Origin of the sequence: Streptomyces sp. SAI-135 (assembly GCF_029893805.1) — a bacterium.
In the GTDB taxonomy this organism is placed as follows: Bacteria; Actinomycetota; Actinomycetes; order Streptomycetales; family Streptomycetaceae; genus Streptomyces.
Genome location: NZ_JARXYP010000002.1, coordinates 2,935,768 through 2,961,106, shown reverse-complemented (window position 1 = coordinate 2,961,106; position 25,339 = coordinate 2,935,768). Strand labels below are relative to the sequence as shown.

The 25,339-nt window shown below is 72.4% G+C and carries 25 protein-coding genes; 13 read left to right on the top strand and 12 right to left on the bottom strand.

The features are described from left to right. The first annotated feature begins 1 nt into the window (after position 1). Positions 2-274 (top strand): ferredoxin, encoded by a 273-nt coding sequence (locus tag M2163_RS17840; protein WP_280894446.1) that lies wholly within the window; start codon positions 2-4, stop codon positions 272-274. A 275-nt stretch (positions 275-549) separates the two neighbouring features. On the opposite strand, the gene M2163_RS17835 is transcribed toward M2163_RS17840, so the two are convergent. Beyond that, positions 550-1,185 (bottom strand): TetR family transcriptional regulator, encoded by a 636-nt coding sequence (locus M2163_RS17835; protein WP_280851800.1) that lies wholly within the window; start codon positions 1,183-1,185, stop codon positions 550-552. Between the two features lie 227 nt (positions 1,186-1,412). Between M2163_RS17835 and M2163_RS17830 the strand changes: the two genes are divergently transcribed. The 3 genes from M2163_RS17830 to M2163_RS17820 are packed head-to-tail and all read left to right on the top strand — an operon-like array spanning position 1,413 to position 5,193. Beyond that, a complete protein-coding gene (locus M2163_RS17830; RefSeq protein WP_280894445.1) occupies positions 1,413-3,398 on the top strand; it encodes a glycosyltransferase in 1,986 nt (661 codons plus the stop codon). After that, complete coding sequence (locus M2163_RS17825; RefSeq protein WP_280851802.1) at positions 3,392-4,126, top strand: class I SAM-dependent methyltransferase; 735 nt, start codon at positions 3,392-3,394, stop codon at positions 4,124-4,126. The genes M2163_RS17830 and M2163_RS17825 overlap by 7 nt, the downstream gene beginning before the upstream one ends. Further along, positions 4,123-5,193, top strand: coding sequence for a prenyltransferase/squalene oxidase repeat-containing protein (locus M2163_RS17820; protein WP_280894444.1), 1,071 nt, complete (start codon positions 4,123-4,125; stop codon positions 5,191-5,193). Before M2163_RS17825 ends, M2163_RS17820 begins: the two co-directional genes overlap by 4 nt. Before the next feature lie 25 nt (positions 5,194-5,218). Here the strand turns inward: M2163_RS17820 and M2163_RS17815 are convergent, their stop codons facing one another. The 6 genes from M2163_RS17815 to M2163_RS17790 form a co-directional block, all read right to left on the bottom strand. Further along, entirely contained in the window at positions 5,219-5,512 is a 294-nt protein-coding gene (locus M2163_RS17815; protein ID WP_028807437.1) for a hypothetical protein, read from the bottom strand. Positions 5,513-5,552: 40 nt separating this feature from the next. Next, complete coding sequence (locus M2163_RS17810; protein WP_280851804.1) at positions 5,553-6,563, bottom strand: LLM class F420-dependent oxidoreductase; 1,011 nt, start codon at positions 6,561-6,563, stop codon at positions 5,553-5,555. A 103-nt stretch (positions 6,564-6,666) separates the two neighbouring features. Further along, entirely contained in the window at positions 6,667-7,512 is an 846-nt protein-coding gene (locus M2163_RS17805; RefSeq protein WP_280851805.1) for a DUF5336 domain-containing protein, read from the bottom strand. 86 nt (positions 7,513-7,598) lie between these two features. Next, positions 7,599-8,495 carry an N-acetylmuramoyl-L-alanine amidase gene (locus tag M2163_RS17800; RefSeq protein ID WP_280894443.1) on the bottom strand — a complete coding sequence of 299 codons (897 nt, stop codon included), beginning with the start codon at positions 8,493-8,495 and terminating at the stop codon, positions 7,599-7,601. Positions 8,496-8,679: 184 nt separating this feature from the next. Next, complete coding sequence (locus M2163_RS17795; RefSeq protein WP_280894442.1) at positions 8,680-9,330, bottom strand: class I SAM-dependent methyltransferase; 651 nt, start codon at positions 9,328-9,330, stop codon at positions 8,680-8,682. Between the two features lie 156 nt (positions 9,331-9,486). After that, entirely contained in the window at positions 9,487-11,220 is a 1,734-nt protein-coding gene (locus M2163_RS17790) for an MFS transporter (RefSeq protein WP_280894441.1), read from the bottom strand. A gap of 138 nt (positions 11,221-11,358) precedes the next feature. On the opposite strand from M2163_RS17790, the gene M2163_RS17785 reads away from it, so the two are divergent. From M2163_RS17785 to M2163_RS17775, 3 genes are read left to right on the top strand one after another with little or no spacing between them, the layout of a single operon-like run. Beyond that, positions 11,359-12,792, top strand: coding sequence for an MFS transporter (locus M2163_RS17785; RefSeq protein WP_280851808.1), 1,434 nt, complete (start codon positions 11,359-11,361; stop codon positions 12,790-12,792). A gap of 51 nt (positions 12,793-12,843) precedes the next feature. Next, positions 12,844-13,383, top strand: coding sequence for a SigE family RNA polymerase sigma factor (locus M2163_RS17780; RefSeq protein WP_280851809.1), 540 nt, complete (start codon positions 12,844-12,846; stop codon positions 13,381-13,383). Continuing rightward, positions 13,383-14,189 (top strand): hypothetical protein, encoded by an 807-nt coding sequence (locus M2163_RS17775; RefSeq protein ID WP_280851810.1) that lies wholly within the window; start codon positions 13,383-13,385, stop codon positions 14,187-14,189. The genes M2163_RS17780 and M2163_RS17775 overlap by 1 nt, the downstream gene beginning before the upstream one ends. A 13-nt stretch (positions 14,190-14,202) precedes the next feature. On the opposite strand, the gene M2163_RS17770 is transcribed toward M2163_RS17775, so the two are convergent. Next, positions 14,203-14,835: a response regulator transcription factor gene (locus M2163_RS17770; RefSeq protein ID WP_280897273.1), complete on the bottom strand. Its 633-nt coding sequence runs from the start codon at positions 14,833-14,835 to the stop codon at positions 14,203-14,205. 463 nt (positions 14,836-15,298) lie between these two features. Next, positions 15,299-16,693 carry a sensor histidine kinase gene (locus tag M2163_RS17765; protein WP_280851811.1) on the bottom strand — a complete coding sequence of 465 codons (1,395 nt, stop codon included), beginning with the start codon at positions 16,691-16,693 and terminating at the stop codon, positions 15,299-15,301. 334 nt (positions 16,694-17,027) lie between these two features. On the opposite strand from M2163_RS17765, the gene M2163_RS17760 reads away from it, so the two are divergent. Genes M2163_RS17760 through M2163_RS17750 form a run of 3 tightly spaced genes read left to right on the top strand, consistent with a single transcriptional unit; the run spans position 17,028 to position 19,971 of the window. Next, positions 17,028-17,903 carry a MaoC/PaaZ C-terminal domain-containing protein gene (locus tag M2163_RS17760; RefSeq protein WP_280851812.1) on the top strand — a complete coding sequence of 292 codons (876 nt, stop codon included), beginning with the start codon at positions 17,028-17,030 and terminating at the stop codon, positions 17,901-17,903. 41 nt (positions 17,904-17,944) lie between these two features. Then, positions 17,945-19,021, top strand: coding sequence for a Zn-dependent alcohol dehydrogenase (locus M2163_RS17755; RefSeq protein ID WP_280851813.1), 1,077 nt, complete (start codon positions 17,945-17,947; stop codon positions 19,019-19,021). A gap of 11 nt (positions 19,022-19,032) precedes the next feature. After that, the gene (locus M2163_RS17750; protein ID WP_280851814.1) at positions 19,033-19,971 is read left to right on the top strand and encodes a 3-oxoacyl-ACP reductase; all 939 of its coding nucleotides are present in this window, start codon (positions 19,033-19,035) and stop codon (positions 19,969-19,971) included. 84 nt (positions 19,972-20,055) lie between these two features. On the opposite strand, the gene M2163_RS17745 is transcribed toward M2163_RS17750, so the two are convergent. Together M2163_RS17745 and M2163_RS17740 are read right to left on the bottom strand one after the other, a co-directional pair. Further along, positions 20,056-20,208 carry a hypothetical protein gene (locus M2163_RS17745; protein ID WP_086724430.1) on the bottom strand — a complete coding sequence of 51 codons (153 nt, stop codon included), beginning with the start codon at positions 20,206-20,208 and terminating at the stop codon, positions 20,056-20,058. Between the two features lie 96 nt (positions 20,209-20,304). After that, on the bottom strand, positions 20,305-21,675 hold the full coding sequence (locus M2163_RS17740) for a hypothetical protein (RefSeq protein ID WP_280894440.1): 1,371 nt from the start codon (positions 21,673-21,675) through the stop codon (positions 20,305-20,307). Between the two features lie 187 nt (positions 21,676-21,862). Here M2163_RS17740 and M2163_RS17735 point away from each other — a divergent pair, with 187 nt between their 5' ends. The 3 genes from M2163_RS17735 to M2163_RS17725 are packed head-to-tail and all read left to right on the top strand — an operon-like array spanning position 21,863 to position 24,648. Continuing rightward, positions 21,863-22,711, top strand: coding sequence for a Nif3-like dinuclear metal center hexameric protein (locus M2163_RS17735; protein WP_280894439.1), 849 nt, complete (start codon positions 21,863-21,865; stop codon positions 22,709-22,711). Next, complete coding sequence (locus M2163_RS17730) at positions 22,708-23,451, top strand: C4-type zinc ribbon domain-containing protein (protein ID WP_086724494.1); 744 nt, start codon at positions 22,708-22,710, stop codon at positions 23,449-23,451. The genes M2163_RS17735 and M2163_RS17730 overlap by 4 nt, the downstream gene beginning before the upstream one ends. A 12-nt stretch (positions 23,452-23,463) precedes the next feature. Further along, positions 23,464-24,648, top strand: a complete 1,185-nt coding sequence (locus M2163_RS17725; protein WP_280894438.1) for a bifunctional RNase H/acid phosphatase — start codon at positions 23,464-23,466, stop codon at positions 24,646-24,648. Here M2163_RS17725 and eda read toward each other — a convergent pair. Then, a complete protein-coding gene (gene eda / locus M2163_RS17720) occupies positions 24,631-25,314 on the bottom strand; it encodes a bifunctional 4-hydroxy-2-oxoglutarate aldolase/2-dehydro-3-deoxy-phosphogluconate aldolase (protein WP_280894437.1) in 684 nt (227 codons plus the stop codon). The two genes, M2163_RS17725 and eda, sit on opposite strands and share 18 nt — an antisense overlap. Between the last annotated feature and the right edge of the window lie 25 nt (positions 25,315-25,339).

Below are 25,339 nucleotides of genomic sequence, written 5' to 3'. Positions count from 1 at the left end.
GATGGAGGTGCATCCCGCGCGAGCGGAGTCGGGCGTGCGGTCGGCAGACCGCTGGCGCGTCGAGGTGGACCGCTCCCTGTGCATCGGCTCCGCCCAGTGCGTGCACGCCGCCCCCGACGGCTTCCGCCTGGACACGGCCCGCCAGTCCCACCCCGCCGACCGGGAGACCGACGCCAACGAGAGGATCCTGGCGGCGGCCGAGAACTGCCCGGTCGAGGCCATCATGATCACGCTCCTGGGGAGCGGGGAGCCGGTGTTCCCGCCGGAGGAGTAGAGCGCCGGAAAATCATGGTTCAGGGGGTTTCATTCCCGTATGGGCGTTCTACTCTGGACGTAGGCCTACGAGACGAGTGAGGGAGTCCGACCGGAGTAGCCGACTCGGGCGAGATGCGAGAGTTTCCGCCGGGGCCGACGTCGACGGTCGGGCTGAGAGGCCAGAGAGCAGCGGGAAGACTCGACGGCGACCTCCATGGACCTGGCCCGGACCATCCCGGCGAAGGGAACCCGTCTCGTAGGTCGTTCACCTGTCGGCGTACGCTCCGGGCTCCGTCAGGGCCGGGGTTCCGTGAGGTCGATCAGGCGGCAGACCGTCTCGATGTCGATCTTCACCTGGGCGATGGAGGCGCGGCCCGAGAGCCAGGTGATCAGGGCCGAGTGCCAGGTGTGCTCGATGACCCGGACCGCGGAGAGCTGCTCGGGCGTCGGGTCCTGAAGTCCCATGGCGTCCAGGATGATCAGCGTGGTCTGGTGGGAGACCTGGTCGACCTCCGGGCTCACACTGCGGTCCGCGAAGGTCAGCGCGCGGACCATCGCGTCGGCCAGGTGCGGCTCGCGCTGCAGGGCACGGAAGGCGCGCATCAGCGTCTCCGCGACCCGCTCGGCCGCCGTCTCGCCCTGCGGGGGCTTCTTGCGGAGCGTGCCGTGCATGTGTTCCAGCTGGTCCTGCATGGTGGCGACCAGCAGATGGATCTTGGAGGGGAAGTAGCGGTAGAGCGTGCCGAGCGCCACCTGCGAGGACTCCGCGACCTCCCGCATCTGCACCGCGTCGAACCCGCCGCGGCTCGCCAGCTGCGCGCTCGCGTGCAGGATGCGGCGCCTGCGCGCCTCCTGCCGCTCCGTCAGGGGTGGCGCGTCGGGTCGCGCGGTACTGGCTTCCACTCCGGCCGGCTTGGCCACCTTGTCCACCTTGGCTTCCGTGACAGTCCGTGAGGGCTCGCGATCACACAGCATGGCAGGGCGCCGGGCCGTGGCGCGGTCGCGGCGTTCGTGGCGTGAATCACCTGATCCACCGCTCACAGGACCCCTACCTGCCGGTAGATTCAGAGCCTCCTGAACGATCAAGTCTGAAACTTGTTCTAGATTACCGTCTCGTCGTAATCTCGCGGGACAGTGCAGGCAGAAGGGGGCCCAGAGTGACCGCTGAGGCCAGTCAGGCCGGGCCCTCGAAGGACCCGGCCGCCGACGGCGAGCGACCGCTCCGTATCGCGCTCCTCACCTACAAAGGGAACCCGTTCTGCGGCGGCCAGGGCGTCTACGTACGGCACCTCTCGCGCGAACTGGCCCGCCTGGGCCACCGCGTCGAGGTGATCGGCTCCCAGCCCTACCCGGTCCTCGACCCTGGCTACGACGGTCTGAGCCTGACCGAGCTGCCGAGCCTGGACCTCTACCGCTCCCCGGACCCCTTCCGCACCCCGCGGCGCGACGAGTTCCGCGACTGGATCGACGCCCTGGAAGTCGCCACGATGTGGACCGGCGGCTTCCCCGAGCCGCTCACCTTCTCCCTGCGGGCCCGACGCCATCTCCGGGCCCGCAGCGGTGAGTTCGACGTGATCCACGACAACCAGACGCTCGGCTACGGCCTGTTGGGCGACGTCGGCGCGCCGCTGGTGACGACCATCCACCACCCCATCACCGTGGACCGGCAGTTGGAGCTGGACGCGGCCGAGGGCTGGCAGCAGCGGCTGTCCAAGCGGCGCTGGTACGCCTTCACCCGCATGCAGAAGCGCGTGGCCCGCCGGCTGCCGTCCGTGCTCACCGTCTCCGGCACCTCCCGCCAGGAGATCGTCGACCACCTGGGCGTGCGCGACGACCGGATCCACGTCGTCCACATCGGCGCCGACACGGACCAGTTCTCGCCGGATCCCGCCGTGCCGGTGGTCCCCGGCCGGATCGTCACGACCTCCAGCGCGGACGTCCCCCTCAAGGGTCTGGTCTTCCTCGTCGAGGCGCTCGCGAAGGTGCGCACGGAACACCCCGGTGCGCATGTCGTCGTCGTGGGCAAGCGGCCCACGGAGGGCCCGGTCGCCACCGCGATCGAGCGCTACGGCCTCGAAGGCGCCGTCGACTTCGTCAAGGGCATCTCGGACGCCGAACTGGTCGACCTGGTCCGCTCGGCGGAGGTCGCCTGCGTGCCGTCGCTCTACGAGGGCTTCTCCCTTCCGGCCGCCGAGGCGATGGCGACCGGCACCCCGCTGGTCGCCACGACGGGCGGCGCGATCCCCGAGGTCGCCGGCCGCGACGGCGAGACGTGCCTCGCGGTGCCGCCGGGAGACTCCGGCGCCCTCGCGGTGGCGCTGAGCCGGCTGCTGGGCGACCCGGATCTGCGGGCCCGCCTCGGGGCGGCGGGACGCGAACGCGTGCTCGCCCGCTTCACCTGGGCCCGCGCGGCCGAGGGAACGGTGACGAGGTACCGCGAGGCCATGGCTGCCGCCGGGCCGGGCACCGTGTCCCGCTCGACAACGACCGCACCCCGCTCAGGTCTTGTGCACCACACCGACCCGACGCCCCCGACCCGCGCGGGCGCACCGGACCACGCGGACCTGACGCCCCCGGTTCACGCGGGCGCTCCGCACCACGACGGTTCGACAACCCCGCCCCGCCCGGCAGCAGACGCGGCCGACTCGGCGAGCGCCCACCGCGCCCCTCCGGCCGTACCGGACCACGCTCGCTCCGCGGCCCCGGCCCGCCCGGCGGCATCGGACCACGCTCGCTCCGTGGCCCCGGCCCGTCCGGCGGCATCGGACCACGCTCGCTCCGTGGCCCCGGCCCGTCCGGCGGCATCGGACCACGCTCGCTCCGTGGCCCCGGCCCGTCCGGCGGCATCGGACCACGCTCGCTCCGCGGCCCCGCCCCGTTCGGCAGCCGCCGAGTCGGCCGGCTCGGCGGCTGCCGACGACGGTCGCTCCTCGGCACCGGACCACGGTCGCCCCGTCGCCGCGGATCGGGGGCCGGCCGCGGGACCCGTGGTGGGGGAGGGCGGTGCGGCGGGTGCCGTCGTCGGACCCGCCGCATCGAACAGCGCCGTGTCCGCCGCCTCCTCGCAGACCGCTGCCCCCGCTGCCCCCGCAGCCTCCACCACTGACACCGGTGTCTATCCCGAAAGCAGGGCCACGTGCTGACCGTCGACTTCTCCAGGTTCCCGCTCGCGCCGGGCGACCGCGTCCTGGACCTCGGCTGCGGGGCCGGCCGGCACGCCTTCGAGTGCTACCGGCGCGGCGCGCAGGTCGTGGCCCTGGACCAGAACGCCGACGAGATCCGCGAGGTCGCCAAGTGGTTCGCGGCGATGAAGGAGGCCGGGGAGGCCCCCGAGGGCGCCACCGCGACGGCCATGGAGGGCGACGCGCTGGCCCTCCCCTTCCCCGACGAGTCCTTCGACGTCGTGATCATCTCCGAGGTCATGGAACACATCCCGGACGACAAGGGCGTCCTCGCCGAGATGGTCCGGGTGCTCAAGCCGGGCGGCCGGATCGCGATCACCGTCCCGCGCTACGGCCCCGAGAAGGTCTGCTGGGCCCTGTCCGACGCCTACCACGAGGTCGAGGGCGGCCACATCCGCATCTACAAGGCGGACGAACTGCTCGCCAAGATCCGCGAGGCCGGCCTGAAGCCCTACGGCACCCACCACGCGCACGCCCTGCACTCCCCGTACTGGTGGCTGAAGTGCGCGTTCGGCGTCGACAACGACAAGGCGCTGCCCGTGCAGGCGTACCACAAGCTGCTGGTCTGGGACATCATGAAGAAACCGCTGGCCACCCGGATCGCCGAGCAGGCGCTGAACCCGCTGATCGGCAAGAGTTTCGTGGCCTACGCCACCAAGCCGCACCTGCCCCGGGTGGACGCCAAGTGACGACCCCCCGGACAGAACACCTCGTCCTGCCCGGGGTCCTCACCGCCGAGCAGGCCGCCGAGACCGTCGCCGGGATCCTGGCCGTGCAGCGGGAGGACGGGGCGATCCCGTGGTTCCGCGGGCACCACCTCGACCCGTGGGACCACACCGAGGCCGCCATGGCCCTGGACGCGGCCGGCGAGCACGAGGCGGCCGAGCGCGCCTACGAGTGGCTCGCCCGCCACCAGAACGAGGACGGATCCTGGTACGCCGCATACCAGGACGGGCACTTCGCGGAGGTCACCGACCGCGGGCGCGAGACCAACTTCGTCGCCTACATAGCCGTAGGAGTGTGGCACCACTACCTGTCCACCGGCGACGACACCTTCCTCGACCGGATGTGGCCGACGGTGTACGCCGCGATGGAGTTCGTGCTGGGGCTCCAGCAGCCGGGTGGGCAGATCGGGTGGAAGCGGGAGGACGACGGCAGGCCCGTCACCGACGGACTGCTCACCGGGTCCTCCTCCATCCACCACGCGCTGCGGTGTGCGCTCGCTATCGCCGAGCAGCGTGAAGAGGCGCAGCCCGACTGGGAGTTGGCGGTCGGGGCGCTGCGGCACGCGATCCGCCGGCACCCCGAGCGCTTCCTCGACAAGGACCGCTACTCCATGGACTGGTACTACCCGGTCCTGGGCGGCGCGTTGACCGGCGTCGAGGCCAAGTCCCGTATCGAGGAGGGCTGGGAGCGGTTCGTCGTGCCCGGCCTGGGCGTGCGCTGTGTCGTGCCCAACCCGTGGGTGACGGGAGGGGAGTCGGCCGAACTCGCGCTGGCCCTGTGGGTCACCGGCGAGTCCGACCGCGCCCTGGAGATCCTCCAGTCGATCCAGCACCTGCGGGACCCGGACAGCGGGTTGTACTGGACCGGTTACGTGTTCGAGGACGGGGCGGTGTGGCCCCAGGAGCTGACCACCTGGACAGCGGGCTCGCTGCTCCTGGCCGTCGCCGCGCTGGGTGGCCACGAGGCCACCTGTGCGGTGTTCGGCGGTGACCGCCTGCCCCTGGGGCTGGACCCGGACTGCTGCGTCTGAGAGCTCGGCCCCGTCCGTCGGCGTGTCAGTGACGGTGAGCCCTGTTGGCGATCGCGTGGCCCACGAAGAGGTAGACCACCGCTGCGAGGCCGTAGCCGGCCACTACTCGGGCCCAGGCCTCGTCGAACGTGAACAGGTCGTAGGACCAGCCGGCGAGCCAGCGAGCGGCGTCGTGGATGAACTGCACGAAGTCGTTCGCACGGTTGGCGTCCAGCAGGTACATCAGGATCCACAGGCCCAGGATGAGGGCCATGATGTCGGCGACGACCGCTATGACCGTCCCGGCTGAGTTGGCACCACGTCGCGTATGAGTGGACATGGTGTTCGAATGGCCGCGATTTCTCCGGTGAAACCTGGCGTCACGCGTTGAGCTCCGCCAGCACCCGCAGCGACTCCCGGTCCGGGGCCAGCGCCAGCAGATCCGTCACCGGCCCCTTGCGCCACGACTGAAGCCGCTCGGCGATGCGTTCACGCGGACCGACCAGGGAGATCTCGTCGGCGAACGCGTCCGGCACGGCGAGCACCGCCTCCTCGCGACGGCCTTCGAGGAACAACCGCTGGATCCTGCGCGCCTGTTCCTCGTATCCCATACGGGCCATCAGATCGGCGTGGAAGTTGCGGGCCGCGTGGCCCATCCCGCCGATGTAGAAGCCGAGCATCGTCTTGACCGGCAGCAGCCCCTCGGCCACGTCGTCGCACACCCGCACCTGGGCCATGGGTGCGACGAGAAAGCCCTCCGGCGCTTCGGCGAGCGAGGCCTCGTACACCTCGGGCCGGTTCGGCGACCAGTACAACGGCAGCCAGCCGTCGGCGATCCGGGTGGTCTGGGCGATGTTCCTCGGGCCCTCGGCCCCCAGCAGGATCGGCAGATCGGCGCGCAGCGGATGGGTGATCGGCTTCAGCGGCTTGCCCAGACCCGTGCCGTCCGCACCCCGGTACGGCAACGGGTGGAAGCGGCCGTCCACCTCGACCGGCGCCGCCCGCCGCAGCACCTGCCGTACGACGTCGACGTACTCCCGGGTCGCGGTCAGCGGCGACTTGGGGAACGGCCGGCCGTACCAGCCCTCGACGACCTGCGGACCCGACAGACCGAGACCGAGCATGACCCGCCCCCCGGAGAGATGGTCCAGGGTGAGGGCGTGCATGGCGGTCGTGGTGGGTGACCGGGCGGCCATCTGCGCAACCGCCGTACCCAGCCTGATCGTCGAGGTCCGTGCCGCGATCCAGGTGAGCGGGGTGAACACGTCCGAACCCCACGACTCGGCCGTCCACACCGAGTGGTAGCCGAGCCGCTCCGCCTCCTGGGCCAGCGGCACCTGGTCGGGGGAGGGGCCGCGACCCCAGTAACCGAGCGCAAGGCCGAGTCGCACAACGCCTCCTGACGGTACGTCAGCTCTTCGGGACCGCTCGCGAATGTACGGCAACGGCCCCCCGCCCGGAAGGGCGAGGGGCCGTCCTGCGACCTCGAAGGGCTCAGCCGCGCTGGATGCCGCTCGTGTCCTGCAGCACCCCGCGGCGGCCGTCCTGCGTCTGGGCGACCAGGCCAGGACCGCGCTGCTCGACCGCCAAGTACCAGGTGCCGGGCGCCAGTTCGGCGATCGGCGTCGGCGAACCGTCCTCCGCGAACAGCGGACGCGGCACCGGCACGGCGAACCAGAACGGCGAGAACTCCGCGGCCGGCGGCTGCGGGGCCTGCGCCTGCGGCTGCGGCTGAGCGCCGAAGGGCTGGCCCGGCTGCGGCTGACCGCCGTACGGCTGCTGCCCGTGCTGACCCGGCTGACCCGGCTGGCCGGGCTGCTGGGCGCCCGGGTAGCCGTAACCACCGGGCGGCTGGGCGCCGTAGGGCTGCGGCTGGGGCGGCTTGGGGGCCGGGACGAGACCGGCCTGCAACGCGGGGACGAGCGGGGTGGCGACGGCGGCGCCGGCCATCACCACGGTGGCGACGAGAGCGAGGATCAGGCCGACGCCGGCGCTGACGGTGTCCGAACTGGAGCCGTAGTCCGCGGCGCTCAGCGGGTCGAAGACGTTCCCGAGCGCGCTCCAGGCGGCGAAGATCGTGAACGCGATGCCGACCTGGCCGAGGTCGAGGCCCGCCGGCTTGGGCAGCTGCATGCCGCGCGACACGACGACGAGGGCGGCGCCGATGATGCCCGCGAGCACAACCCCCATCACGACCGGACCGCTCGCCCAGGCGCTGGGGAGGTCGGCGTCGTCGGGGGCTCCGTCGACCGAGTACAGATCAAGGAACGACGCGATGAACAGCAACACCGCTGCACCGATCACCACGCCGTCGCCTCGAGTGAGGGAGCGGATATTCACTTCAAGTCCTTCGTAGGTCGTCTCGTCGTCGGTAGACCCTATCGTCCGAACGGACGCAGCGTACGACGGGATCCACGCGCGGACCGTCACCCGCGCAGGAAACTCACGATGCCCTCAGAGATTCCTTGCGCGGCCTTCTGGCGCCAGGTCCCGCTGGTGAGCAGGGTCGCGTCCTTGCTGTCGCGCATGTTGCCGCATTCGATGAACACCTTGGGAACCTTTGACAGGTTGAGGCCGCCCAGGTCGGTGCGGGTGTCCAGGCCGGTGCCGTCGCCGATGTAGTTGGAGGGGGCGGTGCCCGTCACGCGGCCGAAGTCGTGCGCGACGAGCTCGCCGAGTTCGGCGGAGGGGGCGACGATCGGGCGGGTGTCGGCGATGCCCTGGTGGACGCGGCCCGGGAGGATCACGTGGTAGCCGCGCTGCCCGGCGCCTGCGCCGTCCGCGTGGATCGACACCACCGCGTCGGCCTGCGCGCTGTTGCCGATCCGGGCGCGCTCGTCCACGCAGGGGCCGTAGGGCCGGTCGCCGTCCTGCGTCAGTCGCACCGTCGCGCCCTTCCCCTCCAGCAGGGTGCGCAGCCGGTGGGCGACGTCGAGGGTGAACTCGGCTTCCGCGTAACCGGAGTTGGTGGACGTCCCCGTGGTGTCGCACTCCTTGCGGTGCGTACCGATGTCGACCTTGCGGCTGATCTCGGCCGTGTGCCGGAAGTTGCTGACGTTGTGCCCGGGGTCGATGACGACGACCTTGCCCTTGAGGGAGGCGAGGGGCTTCTTGTCCTCGACGGTGGTGGAGGAGGCGGCCGGCGGTGCACTCGCCCGCGCACTCGCCGCGGCGGGCGTCCCGTTGCCGTCGGCCGCCCCGCCCACTCCCTCGTACACCAGCCACCCGAGCAGCGCGCCCGGCACGAGCACGGCGAGGGCGACCGTCAGGGGGCGGCGACGGCGGGGCTGGGGGGAACCGAATTCAGGGCCTGCGTACGACACGTCTGCGACTCTAACCGTTCCTCACCAGTGAGTCCTGGACCCGAGCCCGGTCACTGCGGACACCTGGTCCGGACGGTTCGACGCCCGTGCACATCGCTCCGGTGTCCACGGGGCGGAGTCGTCCGTCGCCGGACCGGGCAGCCCTGGGCGTGTCGGCCGCGATCGTCACCCGGGCACCTCGCTCTCAGTTCCCGGCCCGCGTCCGCCGCAGCACCCGCAGCGTGTCGGTCGCGGAGATCTCGGTGAAGGCGCCGGAGGCGAGGGCCCGGAGGTAGATGCGGTAGGGCGCCTGGCCGGTGAACTCGTCCTCCGGCTCCGGGAACACGTCGTGGATGACGAGCAGGCCGCCCTCGGCCAGGTGGGGGACCCAGCCCTCGTAGTCGGCGTTCGCGTGCTCGTCGGTGTGGCCGCCGTCGACGAAGACCAGGCCGAGGGGGGAGCCCCAGACCTTCGCGATCTGCGGGGACCGCCCGACGAGGGCGACCACGTGCTCCTCCAGTCCGGCCCGGTACAGCGTCCTGCGGAAGGTCGGCAGCGTGTCCATCACCCCGAGCTCGGGGTCCACGGTCTCCGGGTCGTGGTACTCCCACCCCGGCTGCTGCTCCTCGCTGCCCCGGTGGTGGTCGACGGTCAGCGCGACCACGCCGGCCTCGCGGGCCGCGTCCCCGAGCAGGATCGCGGACCGGCCGCAGTACGTACCGACCTCCAGCAACGGCAACCCGAGCCGCCCGGCCTCCAGAGCGGCCTCGTAAAGGGCCAGCCCCTCACCGACGGGCATGAACCCCTTGGCCGCCTCGAAGGCGGCGAGGATCTCGGGCTTGGGGGCCGCGGCCATGGGGTGTTCCTTCCAGTCGTCCGGTACGGGAAGCCTAAGGGGCGGGCAGTACGCCCTTCGGGACGCCCTGGGTCCCACCCACTCACACCGCGCCCCTCACACACCGCACCCCCGTCCTCGACCCGGGGACGGGGGTGCGGTGTGAGTGGGGGAAATTCAGGCCGTGACCGTCTCGCCGGGCAGGGCCAGGTCCAGGGCGACCGTGCGGTCGTCGCCCGTGTGGGTCGCCGAGGAGGCCAGGGGGCCGTGGCCGGTGGCGCGGGCGGCGAGGACGTAGGCGCCCTGGGCGGGGACGGTGAGGGCGTACGTGCCGTCGTCGTCGGAGAGCGTCGAGCCCGCCTGCCGGCCCCGCCGGTCGATCAGCGTCACCTTGGCGCGGGCGACCGGGGCCCCGGAGGCGTCCAGGACGCGGCCCCGGAACCCGCGCAGGACCTCCTCGGCGCGCTCCAGGTTCGCCTCCTCCTCACTGCTCGCCCGCAGCTGCGGCGCACGGTTCGGCTTCGGCAGGAACAGCGCCATCAGCAGTCCGACGGCCACCGCGCCGGTCGCGATCAGGAAGGACACCCGGAAACCGTGCATCGTCGGAATCGCGACGCCCCCGACGTTGTCCGCCGTGTTCGCCAGCACCATGCCGATCACGGCGCTCGACACGGACGTACCGATGGAACGCATCAGGGTGTTGAGGCCGTTCGCCGCGCCCGTCTCCGAGGCCGGGACCGCCCCGACGATCAGGGCGGGCAGGGAGGAGTACGCGAGGCCGATGCCCGCGCCCAGGACGACCGCGATCACGAGGCTCTGCCAGGCCGCGCTCATGAGGCCGAGGCCGGCGCCGTAGCCGACGGCGATGATCAGCATGCCGAGGATGAGGGTGAACTTGGGGCCGTACTTGGCGGAGAGGCGGGCGTACACCGGTGCCGTGAACATCATCGTCAGGCCCAGCGGGGCGACCAGCAGACCCGCGACGACCATCGACTGGCCGAGGCCGTAGCCCGTCGCCTTCGGGAGCTGGAGGAGCTGGGGGAGGACGAGCGAGACGACGTAGAAGGAGACGCCCACCATGATCGACGCCAGGTTGGTGAAGAGGACGGCCGGGCGGGCCGTGGTGCGCAGGTCGACCAGCGGGGCCTTCACCCGCAGCTCCATGACGCCCCACAGGACCAGGACGACCGCGGAGGCGGCGAAGAGGCCGAGCGTGGTGGCCGAGGTCCAGCCCCAGTCGCTGCCCTTGGTGATGGGCAGGAGGAAGAGGACGAGACCGGTGGAGAGGCCGAGCGCGCCCAGGACGTCGAAGGTGCCCTCGGCGCGGGCCGGGGACTCCGGTACGACGAGGAGGGTGAGGGCGATCGAGAGGGCGCCGAGGCCGGCCGCGCCGTAGAAGAGGGCGTGCCAGTCGGCGTGCTGGGCGATCAGGGCGGCGAGGGGGAGGGCGAGTCCGCCGCCGACACCGATGGAGGAGCTCATCAGGGCCATGGCCGAGCCGAGCTTCTCGCGGGGCAGCATGTCGCGCATCAGGCCGATGCCGAGGGGGATCGCGCCCATCGCGAAGCCCTGGAGGGTGCGGCCGGCGATCATCGTGAGCAGGTCGCTGGTGAGCGCGCTGATCAGGGCGCCCACGACCATCACGGCGAGGCTGAGGATCAGCAGGCGGCGCTTGCCGTACAGGTCGCCGAGGCGGCCCATGATCGGGGTGGCGACGGCGCCCGAGAGCAGGGTGGACGTCAGGACCCAGGTGGCGTTGCTGGGGGCGGTGTCCAGCAGTTGCGGCAGGTCCTTGATGACCGGGACGAGCAGGGTCTGCATCACCGCGACCACGATGCCCGCGAAGGCGAGCACCGGGACGACAGCGCCGGACGCTCTCCGGGTGGGCTGGTCGGTCGGCGTGTGCGTCATGTGAGGGAGGCCTCCGGGCCTGGAAGATCGAAACTTAGGTGTGGGGTGAACTACGTATGCATGGGCAACTATTCCGATGCTTCGGCGTACTAACGATTTCTTTATATTCTCTTGGGGAAGTCGGAGCGGGTTGAGACCATGACCGTCATGCTCGAAGCCGCTGACGCCACCCGCAGACCCTCCCGTGTCCGCTCCGCGCCCCCCGCCTGGCTGGTGGTGGCGCTGGCGTGCGCGGGCCAGTTCCTGGTCGTCCTCGACGTGTCCGTCGTCAACGTGGCGCTGCCGTCCGTCCGCGCCGACCTGGCCATGAGCGAGTCCGGCCTCCAGTGGGTCGTGAACGCCTACGCCATCGCCTTCGCCGGGTTCATGCTCCTCGGCGGCCGGGCCGGTGACCTCTACGGCCGCAAGCGGATGTTCCTCGTCGGCCTCGGGCTGTTCACGCTGGCCTCGCTGGCCGGCGGCCTGGCCCAGCAGGGCGGCGAACTGCTGCTCGCCCGCGCCGCGCAGGGCCTCGGCGCGGCGGTGCTGGCCCCCGCGACCCTGACGATCGTCACGTCGGCCGTCCCCGAGGGGCCCGCCCGGGCCCGGGCCATCGCCACCTGGACGGCTGTCGGAGCGGGCGGCGGAGCGGCCGGCGGCTTCTTCGGCGGACTCCTCGTGGACACCCTGTCCTGGCGCTGGGTGCTGCTGATCAACGTGCCGGTCGGCGCGGTGGTCCTGCTGGGCTCCCTGCTGTGGCTGACCGAGAGCCGCGGCGGGGCCCGCCGGCGCCTCGACCTGCCGGGAGCGCTGCTGGTCACCGGGGGACTCGCGGTGCTGGCGTACGGCATCTCACAGACCGAGGCCGAGGGCTGGACCGCGGCCGCCACCCTGGCCCCGCTGGCGGTGGGGCTCGCGCTGATCTGCGGGTTCCTGCTCGTCGAGGCGCGTACGGCGGCCCCGCTGATGCCGCTGGGACTGCTCAGGGTGCGGGCGGTGGCCTCGGCGAACGCGGGGATGTTCCTCAGCGGTGCCGCCCTGTTCTGCACGTGGTACTTCATCACGCTCTACGCCCAGAACGTCCTCGGGTACACCCCGCTCCAAGCCGGCCTCTCCATGCTGCCGAGCTCCCTGGCGATCGTGCTCGGCTCCAAGCTCGCGCCCCGCCTCATGCACGGGCTCGGGGCGCGCCGGGTGGCGGCCCTGGGCACGCTCGTCTCGCTGGCCGGCTACGGCTGGCAGTCGACGATGACCCCGGACGGCGGCTACGTCACCTCGATCATGGGTTCCGGGATCCTGATGATGCTGGGCGCGGGCCTCGCCTCGACCCCGCTCGCCTCACTGGCCACGTCGGGGGCGGCACCGGGAGAGGCCGGGCTGGTGTCGGGGCTGGTCAACACCTCGCGCACGATGGGCGGCTCACTCGGACTCGCGGTCCTGTCGACGCTCGCGGCGGCCCGGACCGCGGGCGCGGACTCGCCGGAGGCGCTGACGGAGGGGTACGCGCTGGCGTTCCGGGCGGGCACCGGGGTGCTGGCCGGGGCGGTCGTGCTGATGCTGGTGTGGCTGCCGAGAAAAATCCCCGCCGCGTGAGGCAACGGTCCGGGCCGCCCATGGACTCCTTCAGACATCTAGGAGGTGCCCATGGGGGATCGGAAACAGGCTCGGGACGAGGAGTTCCAGAGCTTTGTCATCGGCCGCTGGCCGCGGCTGATGCGGACGGCATTTCTCCTCACGGGGGAGCAGCACGCCGCGGAGGACCTGGTCCAGTCGACCCTCGAACGGTCCTACGTGGCCTGGCGCAGGGTCGGCTCGGCGGACGATCCGGAGGCGTACGTACGGCGCGTGATGATCAACGCCCACGCGCGCAGGCACCGCAAAAAGCTCAGGGAGTTCCTGGCGCGGGGGGACGACTCGGGCCTGGTGCGCGAGATCGCCGACACCGGTGACCGCATCGCCCAGGCCGACGACCGCAGCGCCCTGCTGACAGCGCTGGCCCAACTGCCGCCGCGGCAGCGGGAGGCGGTGGTCCTGCGGTACTGGGAGGACCTCACCGAGACCCAGACGGCCGAGGCGATGGGCTGCTCGGTCGGCTCGGTGAAGAGCAACGCGGCCAAGGGGATCGCGAAACTCCGCGCCATACCCGGACTGGCCGACATGGTGACCCAGGGAGGGCGGAAGTGATGAGCGCGGACCGGGAGAAGAGCCACGACATGAACGACAGCGACATCGCCCTCCTGCTGGCCGACGCCGCCGACGAGGTCGAGATCGGCATAGCCCCCTACGACGCGGTGCTCCGCGGTGGCCGCAGGCGCCGGGCCCGTCGCTGGGCGGTGGCCGCCGCCACGGCACTGGTCCTCGCGGGCTCCTCGGCGACGCTCGCGGTGGCCGGGCTGCCGGGCGGGGGCGGCGGGGGAGCGGTGGCCACCCGGCCAACGGCCACCGGGACGCCCCGGGTGTTCGAGCCCGCCAACCGGATCACGCTGGCCGCGGGAAGGGAGAACGGCAAGGAGTGGCGGGTCACCCTCGACTCGTGGCAGGCGCCGGTCGACACCGCGGAGGCCCGCGCCACCCTGAACGCCATGCGGGCGCACGACGAGGACCCGCCCGACGTCCGCGAGGCCGCCGACCTGGTGGGCAGGATCGCGTACTTCGTGCACCTCGACTACGGCGGCGTGACGAGGAAGGTCATGGAGAACACGGTCCCCAAGTCGGACACCCTGACCGGCACGGACCTCATGTCCGGCTCCCTCCCCCTCGAAGCGGGCGACACGAAGGACGTCCGTCTCGTCATCGGCTACGTCGCCAAGACCGCCCAGCGCGTCGAGTGCGGCTGGACCGACGGGACGAAGACCGTGCTGGAGCGGGCCCGCTCCGGCACCGGCCCCGACATCGCGGCGATCCGTCCGGCGGAGGGCTCTCCCTACGACTGGTTCGTGTGCCTGGCGCCGAAGGGGACGCAGTACAGGACGGCGGAGGTGGTCGAGTAGGGCAGGGCCGGGCTCACAGCCACCCCTGCTGCCGGGCCGCCCTCACCGCCTCCATCCGGTTGCGGGTGCCGGTCTTGCCGATGGCGGAGGAGAGGTAGTTGCGGACCGTGGACTCCGACAGGTGGAGCCTTTCGGCGATGTCGGCCACCGTCGCGCCGTCCGTGGAGGCCCTGAGGACATCGCACTCACGGGCGGTGAGGGGGTTCGGGCCGGCGCTGAGGGCGGCCGCGGCGAGGGCGGGGTCGATCACGGTCTCGCCGGTCAGCACCCGCCGGATCGAGGCGGCCAGCTCCTCGACGGGACCGTCCTTGACGAGGAAACCGGCGGCACCGGCCTCCATCGCCCGGCGCAGGTAACCAGGTCGTCCGAAGGTGGTCAGGATCAACACCCGGCAGTCCGGCGCCTGGTCGCGCAGCTCGGCGGCGGCGTCCAGACCGCTCATCCCCGGCAGCTCGATGTCGAGCAGCGCCACGTCGGGCCGGTGCGTGAGGGCCGCGTCCACGATCGCGTCCCCCGCGCCGACCTGCGCCACGACCTGGATGTCCGGCTCCATCCCCAGCAACAGCGCGAGCGCCCCCCGCATCATGCCCTGATCCTCGGCGAGCAGCACACGGATGGACTTGGCGGCCCGGTGGTCCCGGGGCATCTCGTTCACGGCCCCAGAGTAGGTCGCGGGGCGGTGGGGGCGGGGGTGCGCTGTTGCTGGGCTGCCGCGCGAGGACGGCGCCGGAAGTGGGGTGCCGGGGGACGGGGGTGAGCTTCTGTTGTGCGGACATGCTCGATCCACAGGAGGTGCAAAGTCCTTACGGCCTCTCGGGCGGCAGTCATCGTGCCGTCCCGCCGGTCCGGGATCGGCTCGTTGGTCCGTGCCTGTTGTGCCGATGCGGTCGGCGACTCGGCGTGCAGGCCGGATTCGCGCCGTGGCCGTGGCCTGGTCTGCGTCAGGGGTCGGTCGCGTGCGGTGGCCGTCATTGGCCGGTCCTGTCGGTCCGGGGCCGGCTCGTTGGCCCGCGTCCGTTGTGCCGAGTCGGTCGGCAACTCGGCGTGCACCGGATCCGCACCGTGGCCCCGGCCTGGCCCCGCCACCAGCCGGCCCCGTGGGACGGCCGTCATCGGTCCGTCCCGCCGGTCCGGGGCCCGTCCGCCGGCCGCGTCGGCCCGTCGACCCGCACCAGCTCCCCCGACTCCGTCGGCAGCTCCGCCCGCACCACGAACCCGCCCCCTGCCCCCGGCCCCGCCTCCAGGCTCCCGCCGGCCGCGGCCAGTCGCTCCGTGAGGCCGATGAGGCCGGTGCCGCCGAGGCGTGGAGGGTGCGGGGCTGGAGTCGGTTCCGTGTCGCCGAGGCGCGGAGTGTGCGGCGTCGCAGGCGGTTCCGTGCCGTCGGCCAGGGGAAGGGGCGCCCACGGAGCCGTTCCCCGGCCGTCGTCCCGGACACACAGCCGGACCCTTTCCGCCGAACCCTGCACGGAGATCGCGCAGTTCCGCGCCCCGCTGTGCCGGACCACGTTGGTCACCGCCTCGCGGACCACCCAGCCCAGCAGGGCCTCGGTGCGGGCGGTGAGCGGGGGGCCGGAGCGGTGGACGGCCGGCTCGATGCCCGCGGCGCGCAGGGCCGAGACGGCGCCGTCGAGGTCCGTGCCGAGGCTGCCCTCCCGGTAGCCGGTCACCGCCTCGCGGATCTCGGTGAGCGCCTGGCGGCCGACCGACTCGATGTCACCGACCTGGAGCAGCGCGGCGTCCAGGTCGCGGGGGGCGAGACGCCGGGCCGCCTCCGACTTCACCACGATCACCGACAGCGTGTGCCCGAGCAGATCGTGCAGATCGCGGGAGAACCGCAGCCGCTCCTCCTCGACCGCGCGCCGGGCCAGTTCCTCGCGGGCCTCCCGCAACTGCCGTACCGCCTCGGAGAGGGACATGATCGCGGCCGTCACCATGATGGAGATCCAGGTGGCGTACGCCGTGTCGAGTCCGCCCCAGCCGTCACGGAAGACGGCGGCCGCGCCCGCGACCACGGTCACGACCGCCCCCACCCACCGCAGGTGCGGCAGCCGCACCACCGCGCCCGTCGCGAGCCCGAACAGCGGGAGGAACAGCAGCCAGTTGCCGCCGTACCCCAACGCAAGACCGCAGGTCACCAGGCCGAGCAGCACCAGCGCGACCCGCGTGGAGAGGGCTTCCCTGGTCTCCTTGCGGAAGGCGCGGAAGGCGACGTAGATGTAGAGCGAGTTGAAGGTGAGCAGTCCGAGGCCGCCGATCCAGGGGTCGGAGGTCTCGCCCTGGAAGAGGTTGGAGAAGGCGCCCATCCCCAGCAGCAGCCACGGCAGCAGACCGAACCCGCTGCCCAGGCCCGCGTGGGTGTGGACCTCCCCGGCCCGCTGCGCCGCCCGGTACTCGGCCTTGAGGCACTGCTCGTCCTCCTGGTGGTACCGCCGGTGCTCGCGCGCCACGCGGACCCCTTCGCGGACCTCGTCCACGCGGCACGACAGCTTGCGCGACCACGACATGACCGTTCCTCCGCCCAGAGGGTCCCGGCGTACCGCCGGCGCGACAGGACAGCGTACGAAGCGACTCATGCCCATGACGCTACGAATCCGCCCCGCCCGCCCGGCAGATACGCCTGTACGGAATCCGGCAGGACAAATGTCACGGGTGCCCGGACGGGCCTCGTAGGCCGGTCTACCTGACACACCGTCAGGAGCCTTCACAACTGCGTCGGGCTCGGCTATACAGAGGGCGCCGGACTGGAACGCGTTCTAGATCGGCCCGCGACGACCTCGGTGCGGCCGACGGTGCGGACGGCCGTACCGAGGTCTTGACCGAGCCCCTGTCAGGAGCCGTATGCCCATCGACGCAGCCAAGGCCCTCGCCGCCGAACCCCGGACCGGTGAGATCTCCTGGAACTCCAAGGACGTCCAGCTCTACCACCTGGGCATCGGGGCGGGCTCGCGTCCCGACACACCGAACCCCGCCACCGACCCCGACGAACTGCGCTACACCCTCGAGTCCCGGCTGCACGTGCTGCCGAGCTTCGCTACCGTGGCGGGCTCGGGATCGCCGGGAGTGATCAGCGGTCTGTCCATGCCCGGCGTCGAGGTCGACCTCGCCAAGGTCCTGCACGGCGGCCAGTCGCTGGTCGTCCACCGCCCGCTCCCCGTCCAGGGCACCGCCACCGCCGTCCACCGCATCGCCGCCGTGTACGACAAGGGCAAGGCGGCCGTCCTGGTCCTGCGGACCGAAGTCGCCGACCCCGAGGGCCCGTTGTGGACCAACGACGCCCAGATCTTCGTACGGGGGGAGGGCGGCTGGGGCGGCGACCGCGGCCCCTCCGCACGCCTGGAACCGCCCGCCGGCGAGCCAGACCGGACGGTGGAGCGACCCGTCCGCGAGGACCAGGCCCTGCTCTACCGCCTCTCCGGCGACTGGAACCCGCTGCACGCCGACCCCGAGTTCGCGAAGGTCGCCGGGTTCGAACGGCCCATCCTGCACGGGCTGTGCACCTACGGCATGACCCTCAAGGCGGTCGTCGACACGCTGCTCGGCGGCGACGTCAGCCGGGTGCGCTCCTACGTCACCCGCTTCGCCGGGGTCGTGTACCCGGGGGAGACCCTGCGGATCCGTATGTGGCACGCGCCGGAGTCCACCCGGGTCGCCGTCAGTGCCGTGGAGCGCGACGACGCGCCCGTCCTCGCCGACACCGTCGTCGAACACGTCTGAACACTTCTGCACCCACCACGCCGTACGAGGGGAGCCGCACCATGCGCGCAGCCGTACTGCACGAGATCGGCCAGGAAAAGCTCGAAGTCCTCGACGACGTCGAGGCGGTGGGCTTCGGACCCGGCAGGGTGCGGATCCGGGTCAGGGCCACCGGACTGTGCCACTCCGACCTGTCCGCGATGGGCGGGGTCCTCCCGCAGCCGGCGCCCTTCGTGCCCGGACACGAGGGCGCGGGCGAGATCGTCGAGGTCGGCGAGGGCGTCGGCCACCTGAAGGCGGGCGACCGGGTCGTCGTGTGCTGGCTGCCCGCCTGCGGTGCCTGTCCCGCCTGCAGGCGCGGCCAGACCGAGCTGTGCCTCGCCGGGTTCATGAACGCGGGCACCCCCAACTTCCGGCGCCCCGGCGGCGATGTGTTCGGCTTCGCGGGCACCGGCACCTTCGCCGAGGAGGTCGTCGTCGACGCGGGCTGCGCGGTGCCGATACCGGACGACGTGCCCTTCGACATCGCGGCACTGATCGGCTGCGGGGTCACCACCGGACTCGGGGCCGCGCTCAACACCGCGGACGTGGAGGCAGGTTCGTCGGTCGCCGTCATCGGCTGCGGCGGGGTCGGCATCTCCGCGATCCAGGGCGCCCGCCTCAAGGGCGCCGCCGAGATCGTCGCCGTCGACCCGGTCGCCGCGCGCCGCGAGGCCGCCCTGCGGTTCGGCGCCACCCGGGCCGTCTCCCCGGACGAACTCGCCGACGCCAAGCAGCAGGTGACGGCCGGCGAGGGCTTCGACTACGTCTTCGAGGTCGTCGGCAAGTCGGCGACCGCCAGGACGGCGTACGAGACGACCCGGCGCGGCGGCACCCTCGTGGTCGTCGGCGCGGGCGCCATGGACGACAACCTCCAGCTCAACATGTTCGAGCTGTTCTTCGACGAGAAGCGCATCCTGCCCTCCCTGTACGGCGGCGGGGACGTGCTGCGCTCCTACGAGCGGACGATCGCCCTGTGGCGGGCGGGCCGCGTCGACCTGGACGGCCTGATCACCCACCGGGTGCCGCTGAGCGAGATCAACGAGGCGCTCGACCAGATGCGCACGGGCACCTCCCTCCGCACCTGCATCGAGATCTGAGGACTCCCCTGATGTCGCTGCCACTGGAGGGACTGTCAGCCGTCGTCACCGGTGCCGGCCGGGGGCTCGGCCGGGCCGAGGCGCTGGAACTGGCCCGGCTCGGTGCCGCCGTCGTCGTCAACGACTACGGGCAGCCGGGCCGGGACGGCTCCGGCGAGGCCTCCGCGGGCCCCGCGGAGCAGGTCGCCGACGAGATCCGGGCCGCGGGCGGCCGGGCCGTCGCCCACACCGGGGACGTAGCCGACCACCAACAGGCGCGGGAATTGACGGAGTTGGCGATCGCCGAGTTCGGCAGGCTCGACATCCTCGTCAACAACGCGGGCATCCTGCGCGACCGCATGGTGTTCTCCATGACCGAGGGCGAGTGGGACGCGGTGATCCGGGTCCACCTCAAGGGCCACTTCAACACCACCCGGTTCGCAGCCGCGCACTGGCGGGAGCGGTCCAAGGCGGCGGGCGGGCCGGTGTACGGCCGTATCGTCAACACCTCCTCGGAGGCGTTCCTCGCCGGGTCCGCGGGACAGCCCAACTACGCGGCCGCCAAGGGCGGGATCGTCGGTCTCACCACCTCGACGGCCCTCGCGCTCGCCAAGTACGGCGTCACCGCGAACGCCATCTGCCCGCGGGCCCGCACCCGGATGACCGAGGACGTCTTCGCCGGCCTCCAGCAGCCCGAGTCGGGGCTCGATCCCCTCGCACCCGAGCATGTCGCCCCGCTCGTGGGCTACTTGGCCTCACCGGCCGCCGAGCGCGTCAACGGCCAGCTCCTCGTCGTGCACGGAGGGATGGTCGCCGTCGTCGAACGGCCGCGGGTGCAGGCAAAGTTCGACAGCAAGCAGGACACCTTCACCTACGACGAACTGGATGCGCTGCTCACCCCGCACTACGCGCGGCGGCCGGCGGGGGAGACCTTCGCGGCGGCCGAAGTACTGGGCCTCAAGCGGGAGTAGACGCAAGAGCGGGAGTAGATGCGCAACGGCCCTGTCTTCCGTACGGACCGTACGGAAGACAGGGCCGTGTGTCGCCGTCTGCCCTCAGGCCGCGGCCTCGGTCTGCTCGACCGACTTGCGGTGACGGCCACGCGGTGCCGTCTCGCTGTCCTGGACCGAGACCGGACCCCGGTGCTTACCGTGGCCCGTGGACTCCTGGACGTCGGCAGTCGACTGGTTCGTGCTGGCGTCGCTCATGGAAGTGATTCACCCCGTCAACATGATCTTTCTTACAGCGGGGGGAGTTTAACCGGCGCACCACAGGGCGGATCCAGGCGGCCGGGCCAACCGGCACTACTTCGTTACAAGATTGCCCAACGGGGCTTGCTGCAACGGCACAGGACGTGCCACGACAGGCTCCGGAGGGTCCGGTTCAGGCGTCCGCGCGACCGTGCCGCCGGCCCCTTCCGGGCCCTCCGGGCCCGCGCCCCCCGCCCCCGTGCCCCCCGCTTCCCCCGTCCCCGTGTCCCCCGTCCCCGTGTCCCCCGTTCCGCGGGGATCCTCCGCCTCCCCGGTGCGGGCCCCGTCCCCGGCGCCCGCCGCCCACCGCGCCACCCCGCACGGAGTCTGTGCCGTGGCGTACGGCAGGAGCAGCTCCCCGTCCTCGGTCCACAGCCCGGCGCCCGCCTGCCACCCCTCCGGCGCCGGAAGGTGCTGGACCTGCCGGGCGGCGGGCCGCCACACGCCCACCCAGCTGCCCGTCGGGCCGTCGACGCGCAGCGCCACCCCGCAGCTCTCCGGCACCAGCACCTGCCCCGGCTGGATCGCGAACGGAGTCACCGAACAGTCCGGCACCCGCAGGCATTCCGGGAAGCGCACCGGCAGCGTGCTGCCAAGGACCCCCCAGCCCAGCCGTGCCCGCCCCGGCGACGGCGCGTCCGAGGAGATCAGCAGCAGCCCGCTGTCCGGGTCGGCCAGCAGCAGCCGGTCGTCGCTGTCGTCGGCGATCTGCAACAGCGGCGACACCTCCCCGCCCCGCCCCAGATCGACCACGACCGCCTTGGTCCGCCCGCCCGTCTCCCGGTCCAGCGCCAGCATCCGCCCGGCCCGGTCCAGCCATACCCCGCCCGAGCAGCGCCCCGGGACCTGCGCGAGGTGCTCCGGCCCGAAGGCGCCGCCCGCCACCAGCCACACGGCACTGGAGCGCGGACCCACGGCGAGGGCGTACGCCTTCCCGCCGCCCGGCGCAGGCGGCAGCAGCCGCAGGACCGTCCCCGGCTCCGGGCACTCGACCGCGCCCAGCGGCAGCTCGCCGGTGCGGGGCCCGGTCGGGTAGAGCAGCGAGAAGGTGTGCCGTCCGTCCGCGAACCGCCTGATCAGCACCCGCCCGTCGGCCATCGGCTGCACCTCGGTGCCGGGCTCCTCGGGCTGGTTGCCCGGCAGTGGCACCGCGTACGGCTCGGGGCCGTCCAGGGTCCAGCGCTCCGGGTACCAGCAGTCGCCGTCCCGGGCGAGGCGGGCCGCGTAGGAGCCGTCGACGGTGATCGTGAAGTCGGTCCGCGCATGCGTGACGCCGGGTTCGTCCCCGTCCCCGTACTCCGTCCGCGAGGTCTCCCCGTCGTCCCCATTCCCCCCGGTCCCCCCGGTCTCCCCGGTCCCCCCGGTCTCCCCGTTCCTTCCGTTCTCCTCGTTCGCCGCCGCGGGTTCGATGGCACAGGCCGTCATCGTCCGGTCACCTCCGGCGACGAAACTAGTTTTCGCACGCACACGCGTGGGACGGCCGGGCTCCGGCTTCACACAAAGGGGTGGCCCAGGAACGATTCGCCTGAGGAAAACGAGGCGACTGTGCTGAGCGGGACGGCCCTCGACGGCACAGGTTCAGCGGGACGGACCAGGCAGGTAGCCTTTCCCCGTGCCCCGTCTGTCTGAAGTCATCGCCGCGCTGGAGAACCTGTGGCCCGCCGAGCGGGCCGAGTCCTGGGACGCGGTCGGCACCGTCGTGGGCCAACCCGACCAGGAGGTCGAGCGGGTCCTGTTCGCCGTGGACCCGGTCCAGGAGGTCGTCGACGAGGCGGTGCAGCTGGGCGCGGACCTGCTGGTCACCCACCACCCCCTCTACCTGCGCGGTACGACGACCGTGGCGGCCTCGCACTTCAAGGGCCGGGTCGTCCACACCCTCATCAAGAACGACATCGCGCTGCACGTGGCCCACACCAACGCCGACACCGCCGACCCGGGCGTCTCGGACGCGCTCGCGGGCGCGCTCGACCTGCGGGTCGTACGGCCGCTGGTGCCCGACCCGACGGACCCGGAAGGGCGCCGCGGGCTCGGGCGGGTGTGCGAGCTCGACCCCCCGACGACCGTCCGCGAGCTGGCCGCGCGCGCCGCCGAACGCCTGCCGGCCACCGCCCAGGGCATCCGCGTCGCCGGGGACCCCGAGGCCACCGTCCGCACGGTCGCCGTCAGCGGCGGCTCCGGCGACAGCCTCTTCGACCAGGTCCGCGCGGCCGGTGTCGACGCCTTCCTCACCGCGGACCTGCGCCACCACCCGGTGTCGGAGTTCATCGCGGATCGCGCCCACAGTCCCCTCGCGCTGCTCGACGCGGCGCACTGGGCCACCGAGTGGCCCTGGTGCGAGCTGGCCGCCGCCCAGCTCGACGAGATCTCCGACCGCCACGGCTGGAACCTGCGCGTGCACGTCTCCAAGACGGTCACCGACCCCTGGACCAGCCACTCCCCTTCACCTGGAGCCCCCAACTGAACGCCGCGCCCGCCGACCAGATCCGACTCCTCGACGTCCAGGACCTCGACGTCCGCCTCCAGCAGCTCGCCCACAAGCGCAGGTCGCTGCCCGAGCACGCCGAGATCGAGTCGCTCACCAAGGACGCCACCCAGCTGCGCGACCTGCTCGTGGCCGCCCAGACCGAGGAGAGCGACACCGCCCGCGAGCAGACCAAGGCCGAGCAGGACGTGGACCAGGTGCGCCAGCGCGCCGCCCGCGACCAGCAGCGCCTGGACTCCGGCGCCGTGACCTCGCCCAAGGACCTGGAGAACCTCCAGCGCGAGATCACCTCCCTCGCCAAGCGCCAGGGCGACCTGGAGGACGTGGTCCTCGAGGTCATGGAGCGCCTGGAGTCCGCACAGGAGCGGGTGGCCGAGCTGACCGGCCGGGTCGCCTCCGTCCAGTCGAAGATCGAGGACGCCACCGCCCGCCGGGACGCGGCCTTCGAGACCCTCGACGGCGAGATCGCCTCGGTGACCAAGGAGCGCGAGGTCATCGCCGCCTCCGTGCCCGCAGACCTCCTCAAGCTGTACGACAAGCTCCGTGAGCAGCAGGGCGGCATCGGCGCGGCCAAGCTGTACCAGCGCACCTGCCAGGGCTGCCGCCAGGAGCTCTCCATCACCGACATCAACGAGATCCGCGCGGCCGCGCCCGACACCGTGGTGCGCTGCGAGAACTGCCGCCGCATCCTGGTGCGCACCTCCGAGTCCGGCCTGTAAGGGGCGTAGGGCGTGCGGGAGTTCATCGTCGAGGCCGACGGCGGCTCGCGGGGCAACCCCGGGCCGGCCGGCTACGGCTGCGTGGTGCGGGACGCGGCGACGGGGGAGACGCTGGTCGAGACGTACGAATACCTCGGCGTCGTCACCAACAACGTCGCCGAGTACCGGGGCCTGCTGGCCGGCCTGCGCGCCGCGCACGACCTGGACCCCTCGGCCCGCGTCCACGTCCGCATGGACTCCAAGCTCGTCGTGGAACAGATGTCGGGCCGCTGGAAGATCAAGCACCCCGACATGAAGCCGCTCGCCCTGGAGGCGGGGCGGATCTTCCCGCCGGGGCGGGTGACGTACGAGTGGATCCCGCGCGAGCAGAACAAGCACGCGGACCGGCTGGCGAACGAGGCGATGGATTCGGGGGCGTCGGCGAGTTCGGTACGGAAGCTGTCGGCCGCAGAGCCGGTACCGAGGCTGTCGGCTGCCGAGTCGGTACCGAGGCTGTCGGCTGCCGAGGCGGAAGCCGACGTACGTGCCGCGACGGCTGTCGCCAGTCCTGGCTGGGCCCCGGCCGACATGGGCGCGCCCGCCACCTTCGTGCTGCTGCGGCACGGGGAGACGCCCCTGACCCCGCAGAAGCGGTTCTCGGGCAGCGGCGGTACGGATCCCTCCCTCTCCGAGGTCGGCAGGGAACAGGCCGAGCGGGCGGCCGAAGCCCTGGCCAGGCGGGGCACGATCCAGCACATCCTCGCCTCGCCCCTGGCCCGCACCCGGGAGACCGCCGCCGCGGTCGCCGACCGGCTCGGTCTGGAGGTCACCGTCGAGGACGGCCTGATCGAGACCGACTTCGGCGCCTGGGAGGGCCTGACCTTCGGCGAGGTGCGCGAGCGCTACCCCGACGACCTCACCACCTGGCTGTCCGACCCGGAGGCCCAGCCCACCGGCGGCGGCGAGAGCTTCGCGGCCACCGCGACGAGGATCGCGGCCACTCGCGACAAGCTGGTCGCGGCGTACGCGGGCCGCACGGTCCTGCTCGTCACCCACGTCACGCCCATCAAGACGTTCGTACGGCTCGCCCTCGGCGCCCCGCCCGAGTCCCTGTTCCGCATGGAACTGTCGGCGGCGTCCATGTCGGTGGTCGCGTACTACGCCGACGGCAACGCGAGCGTGCGGCTCCTCAACGACACCTCACACCTGCGGCCGTAGCCGTCCCAGGTGGGAGGCCTCCCCGGCCAGCCTCTCGACCCGCGCCCAGTCCCGCGCGGCGAGCGCGTCGGTCGGCAGCATCCAAGTACCGCCCACGCAACCGACGTTGGGCAGGGCCAGGTACTCGGAGGCGTTCCCGACCCCGATCCCGCCCGTCGGACAGAACCGCGCCTGCGGCAGCGGCCCGGCGAGGGACTTCAGATAGGCCGTACCGCCCGCCGCCTCCGCCGGGAAGAACTTCATCTCCGTCACCCCCCGCTCCAGCAGCGCCACGACCTCCGAGGTCGTCGACACCCCCGGCAGGAACGGCACCCCGGACTCCCGCATCGCCTCCAGGAGTACGTCCGTCCAGCCCGGGCTGACGAGGAAGCGGGCGCCGGCGGCGACCGCGTCATGGACCTGCTCCGGCGTGATGACGGTCCCGGCCCCGACCACCGCGTCCGGCACCTCCGCGGCGATCGCCCGGATCGCGTCGAGTGCGGCGGGTGTCCGCAGGGTCACCTCGATCGCGGGCAGCCCGCCGGCGACCAGGGCGCGCGCGAGCGGTACGGCGTCGGGCGCGTCCTGGAGCACGACGACGGGCACGACGGGCGCGAGGTCGAGCAGCGAGGCGGGGCGGGAGGCAGGGGAGGAGGCGGGGCGGGAGGCAGGGGAGGAGGAGGCCATGACGTCATCATGGCCAAGTGCTGCA

Coding starts and splice junctions, on each gene's coding strand:
- M2163_RS17840 (WP_280894446.1), top strand. CDS start 2: ATGGAGGTGCATCCCGCGCGAGCGGAGTCGGGCGTGCGGTCGGCAGAC.
- M2163_RS17815 (WP_028807437.1), bottom strand. CDS start 5,512: ATGTCCACTCATACGCGACGTGGTGCCAACTCAGCCGGGACGGTCATA.
- M2163_RS17795 (WP_280894442.1), bottom strand. CDS start 9,330: ATGGCCGCGGCCCCCAAGCCCGAGATCCTCGCCGCCTTCGAGGCGGCC.
- M2163_RS17790 (WP_280894441.1), bottom strand. CDS start 11,220: ATGACGCACACGCCGACCGACCAGCCCACCCGGAGAGCGTCCGGCGCT.
- M2163_RS17785 (WP_280851808.1), top strand. CDS start 11,359: ATGACCGTCATGCTCGAAGCCGCTGACGCCACCCGCAGACCCTCCCGT.
- M2163_RS17780 (WP_280851809.1), top strand. CDS start 12,844: ATGGGGGATCGGAAACAGGCTCGGGACGAGGAGTTCCAGAGCTTTGTC.
- M2163_RS17775 (WP_280851810.1), top strand. CDS start 13,383: ATGAGCGCGGACCGGGAGAAGAGCCACGACATGAACGACAGCGACATC.
- M2163_RS17770 (WP_280897273.1), bottom strand. CDS start 14,835: ATGCCCCGGGACCACCGGGCCGCCAAGTCCATCCGTGTGCTGCTCGCC.
- M2163_RS17765 (WP_280851811.1), bottom strand. CDS start 16,693: ATGTCGTGGTCGCGCAAGCTGTCGTGCCGCGTGGACGAGGTCCGCGAA.
- M2163_RS17760 (WP_280851812.1), top strand. CDS start 17,028: ATGCCCATCGACGCAGCCAAGGCCCTCGCCGCCGAACCCCGGACCGGT.
- M2163_RS17755 (WP_280851813.1), top strand. CDS start 17,945: ATGCGCGCAGCCGTACTGCACGAGATCGGCCAGGAAAAGCTCGAAGTC.
- M2163_RS17750 (WP_280851814.1), top strand. CDS start 19,033: ATGTCGCTGCCACTGGAGGGACTGTCAGCCGTCGTCACCGGTGCCGGC.
- M2163_RS17745 (WP_086724430.1), bottom strand. CDS start 20,208: ATGAGCGACGCCAGCACGAACCAGTCGACTGCCGACGTCCAGGAGTCC.
- M2163_RS17740 (WP_280894440.1), bottom strand. CDS start 21,675: ATGACGGCCTGTGCCATCGAACCCGCGGCGGCGAACGAGGAGAACGGA.
- eda (WP_280894437.1), bottom strand. CDS start 25,314: ATGGCCTCCTCCTCCCCTGCCTCCCGCCCCGCCTCCTCCCCTGCCTCC.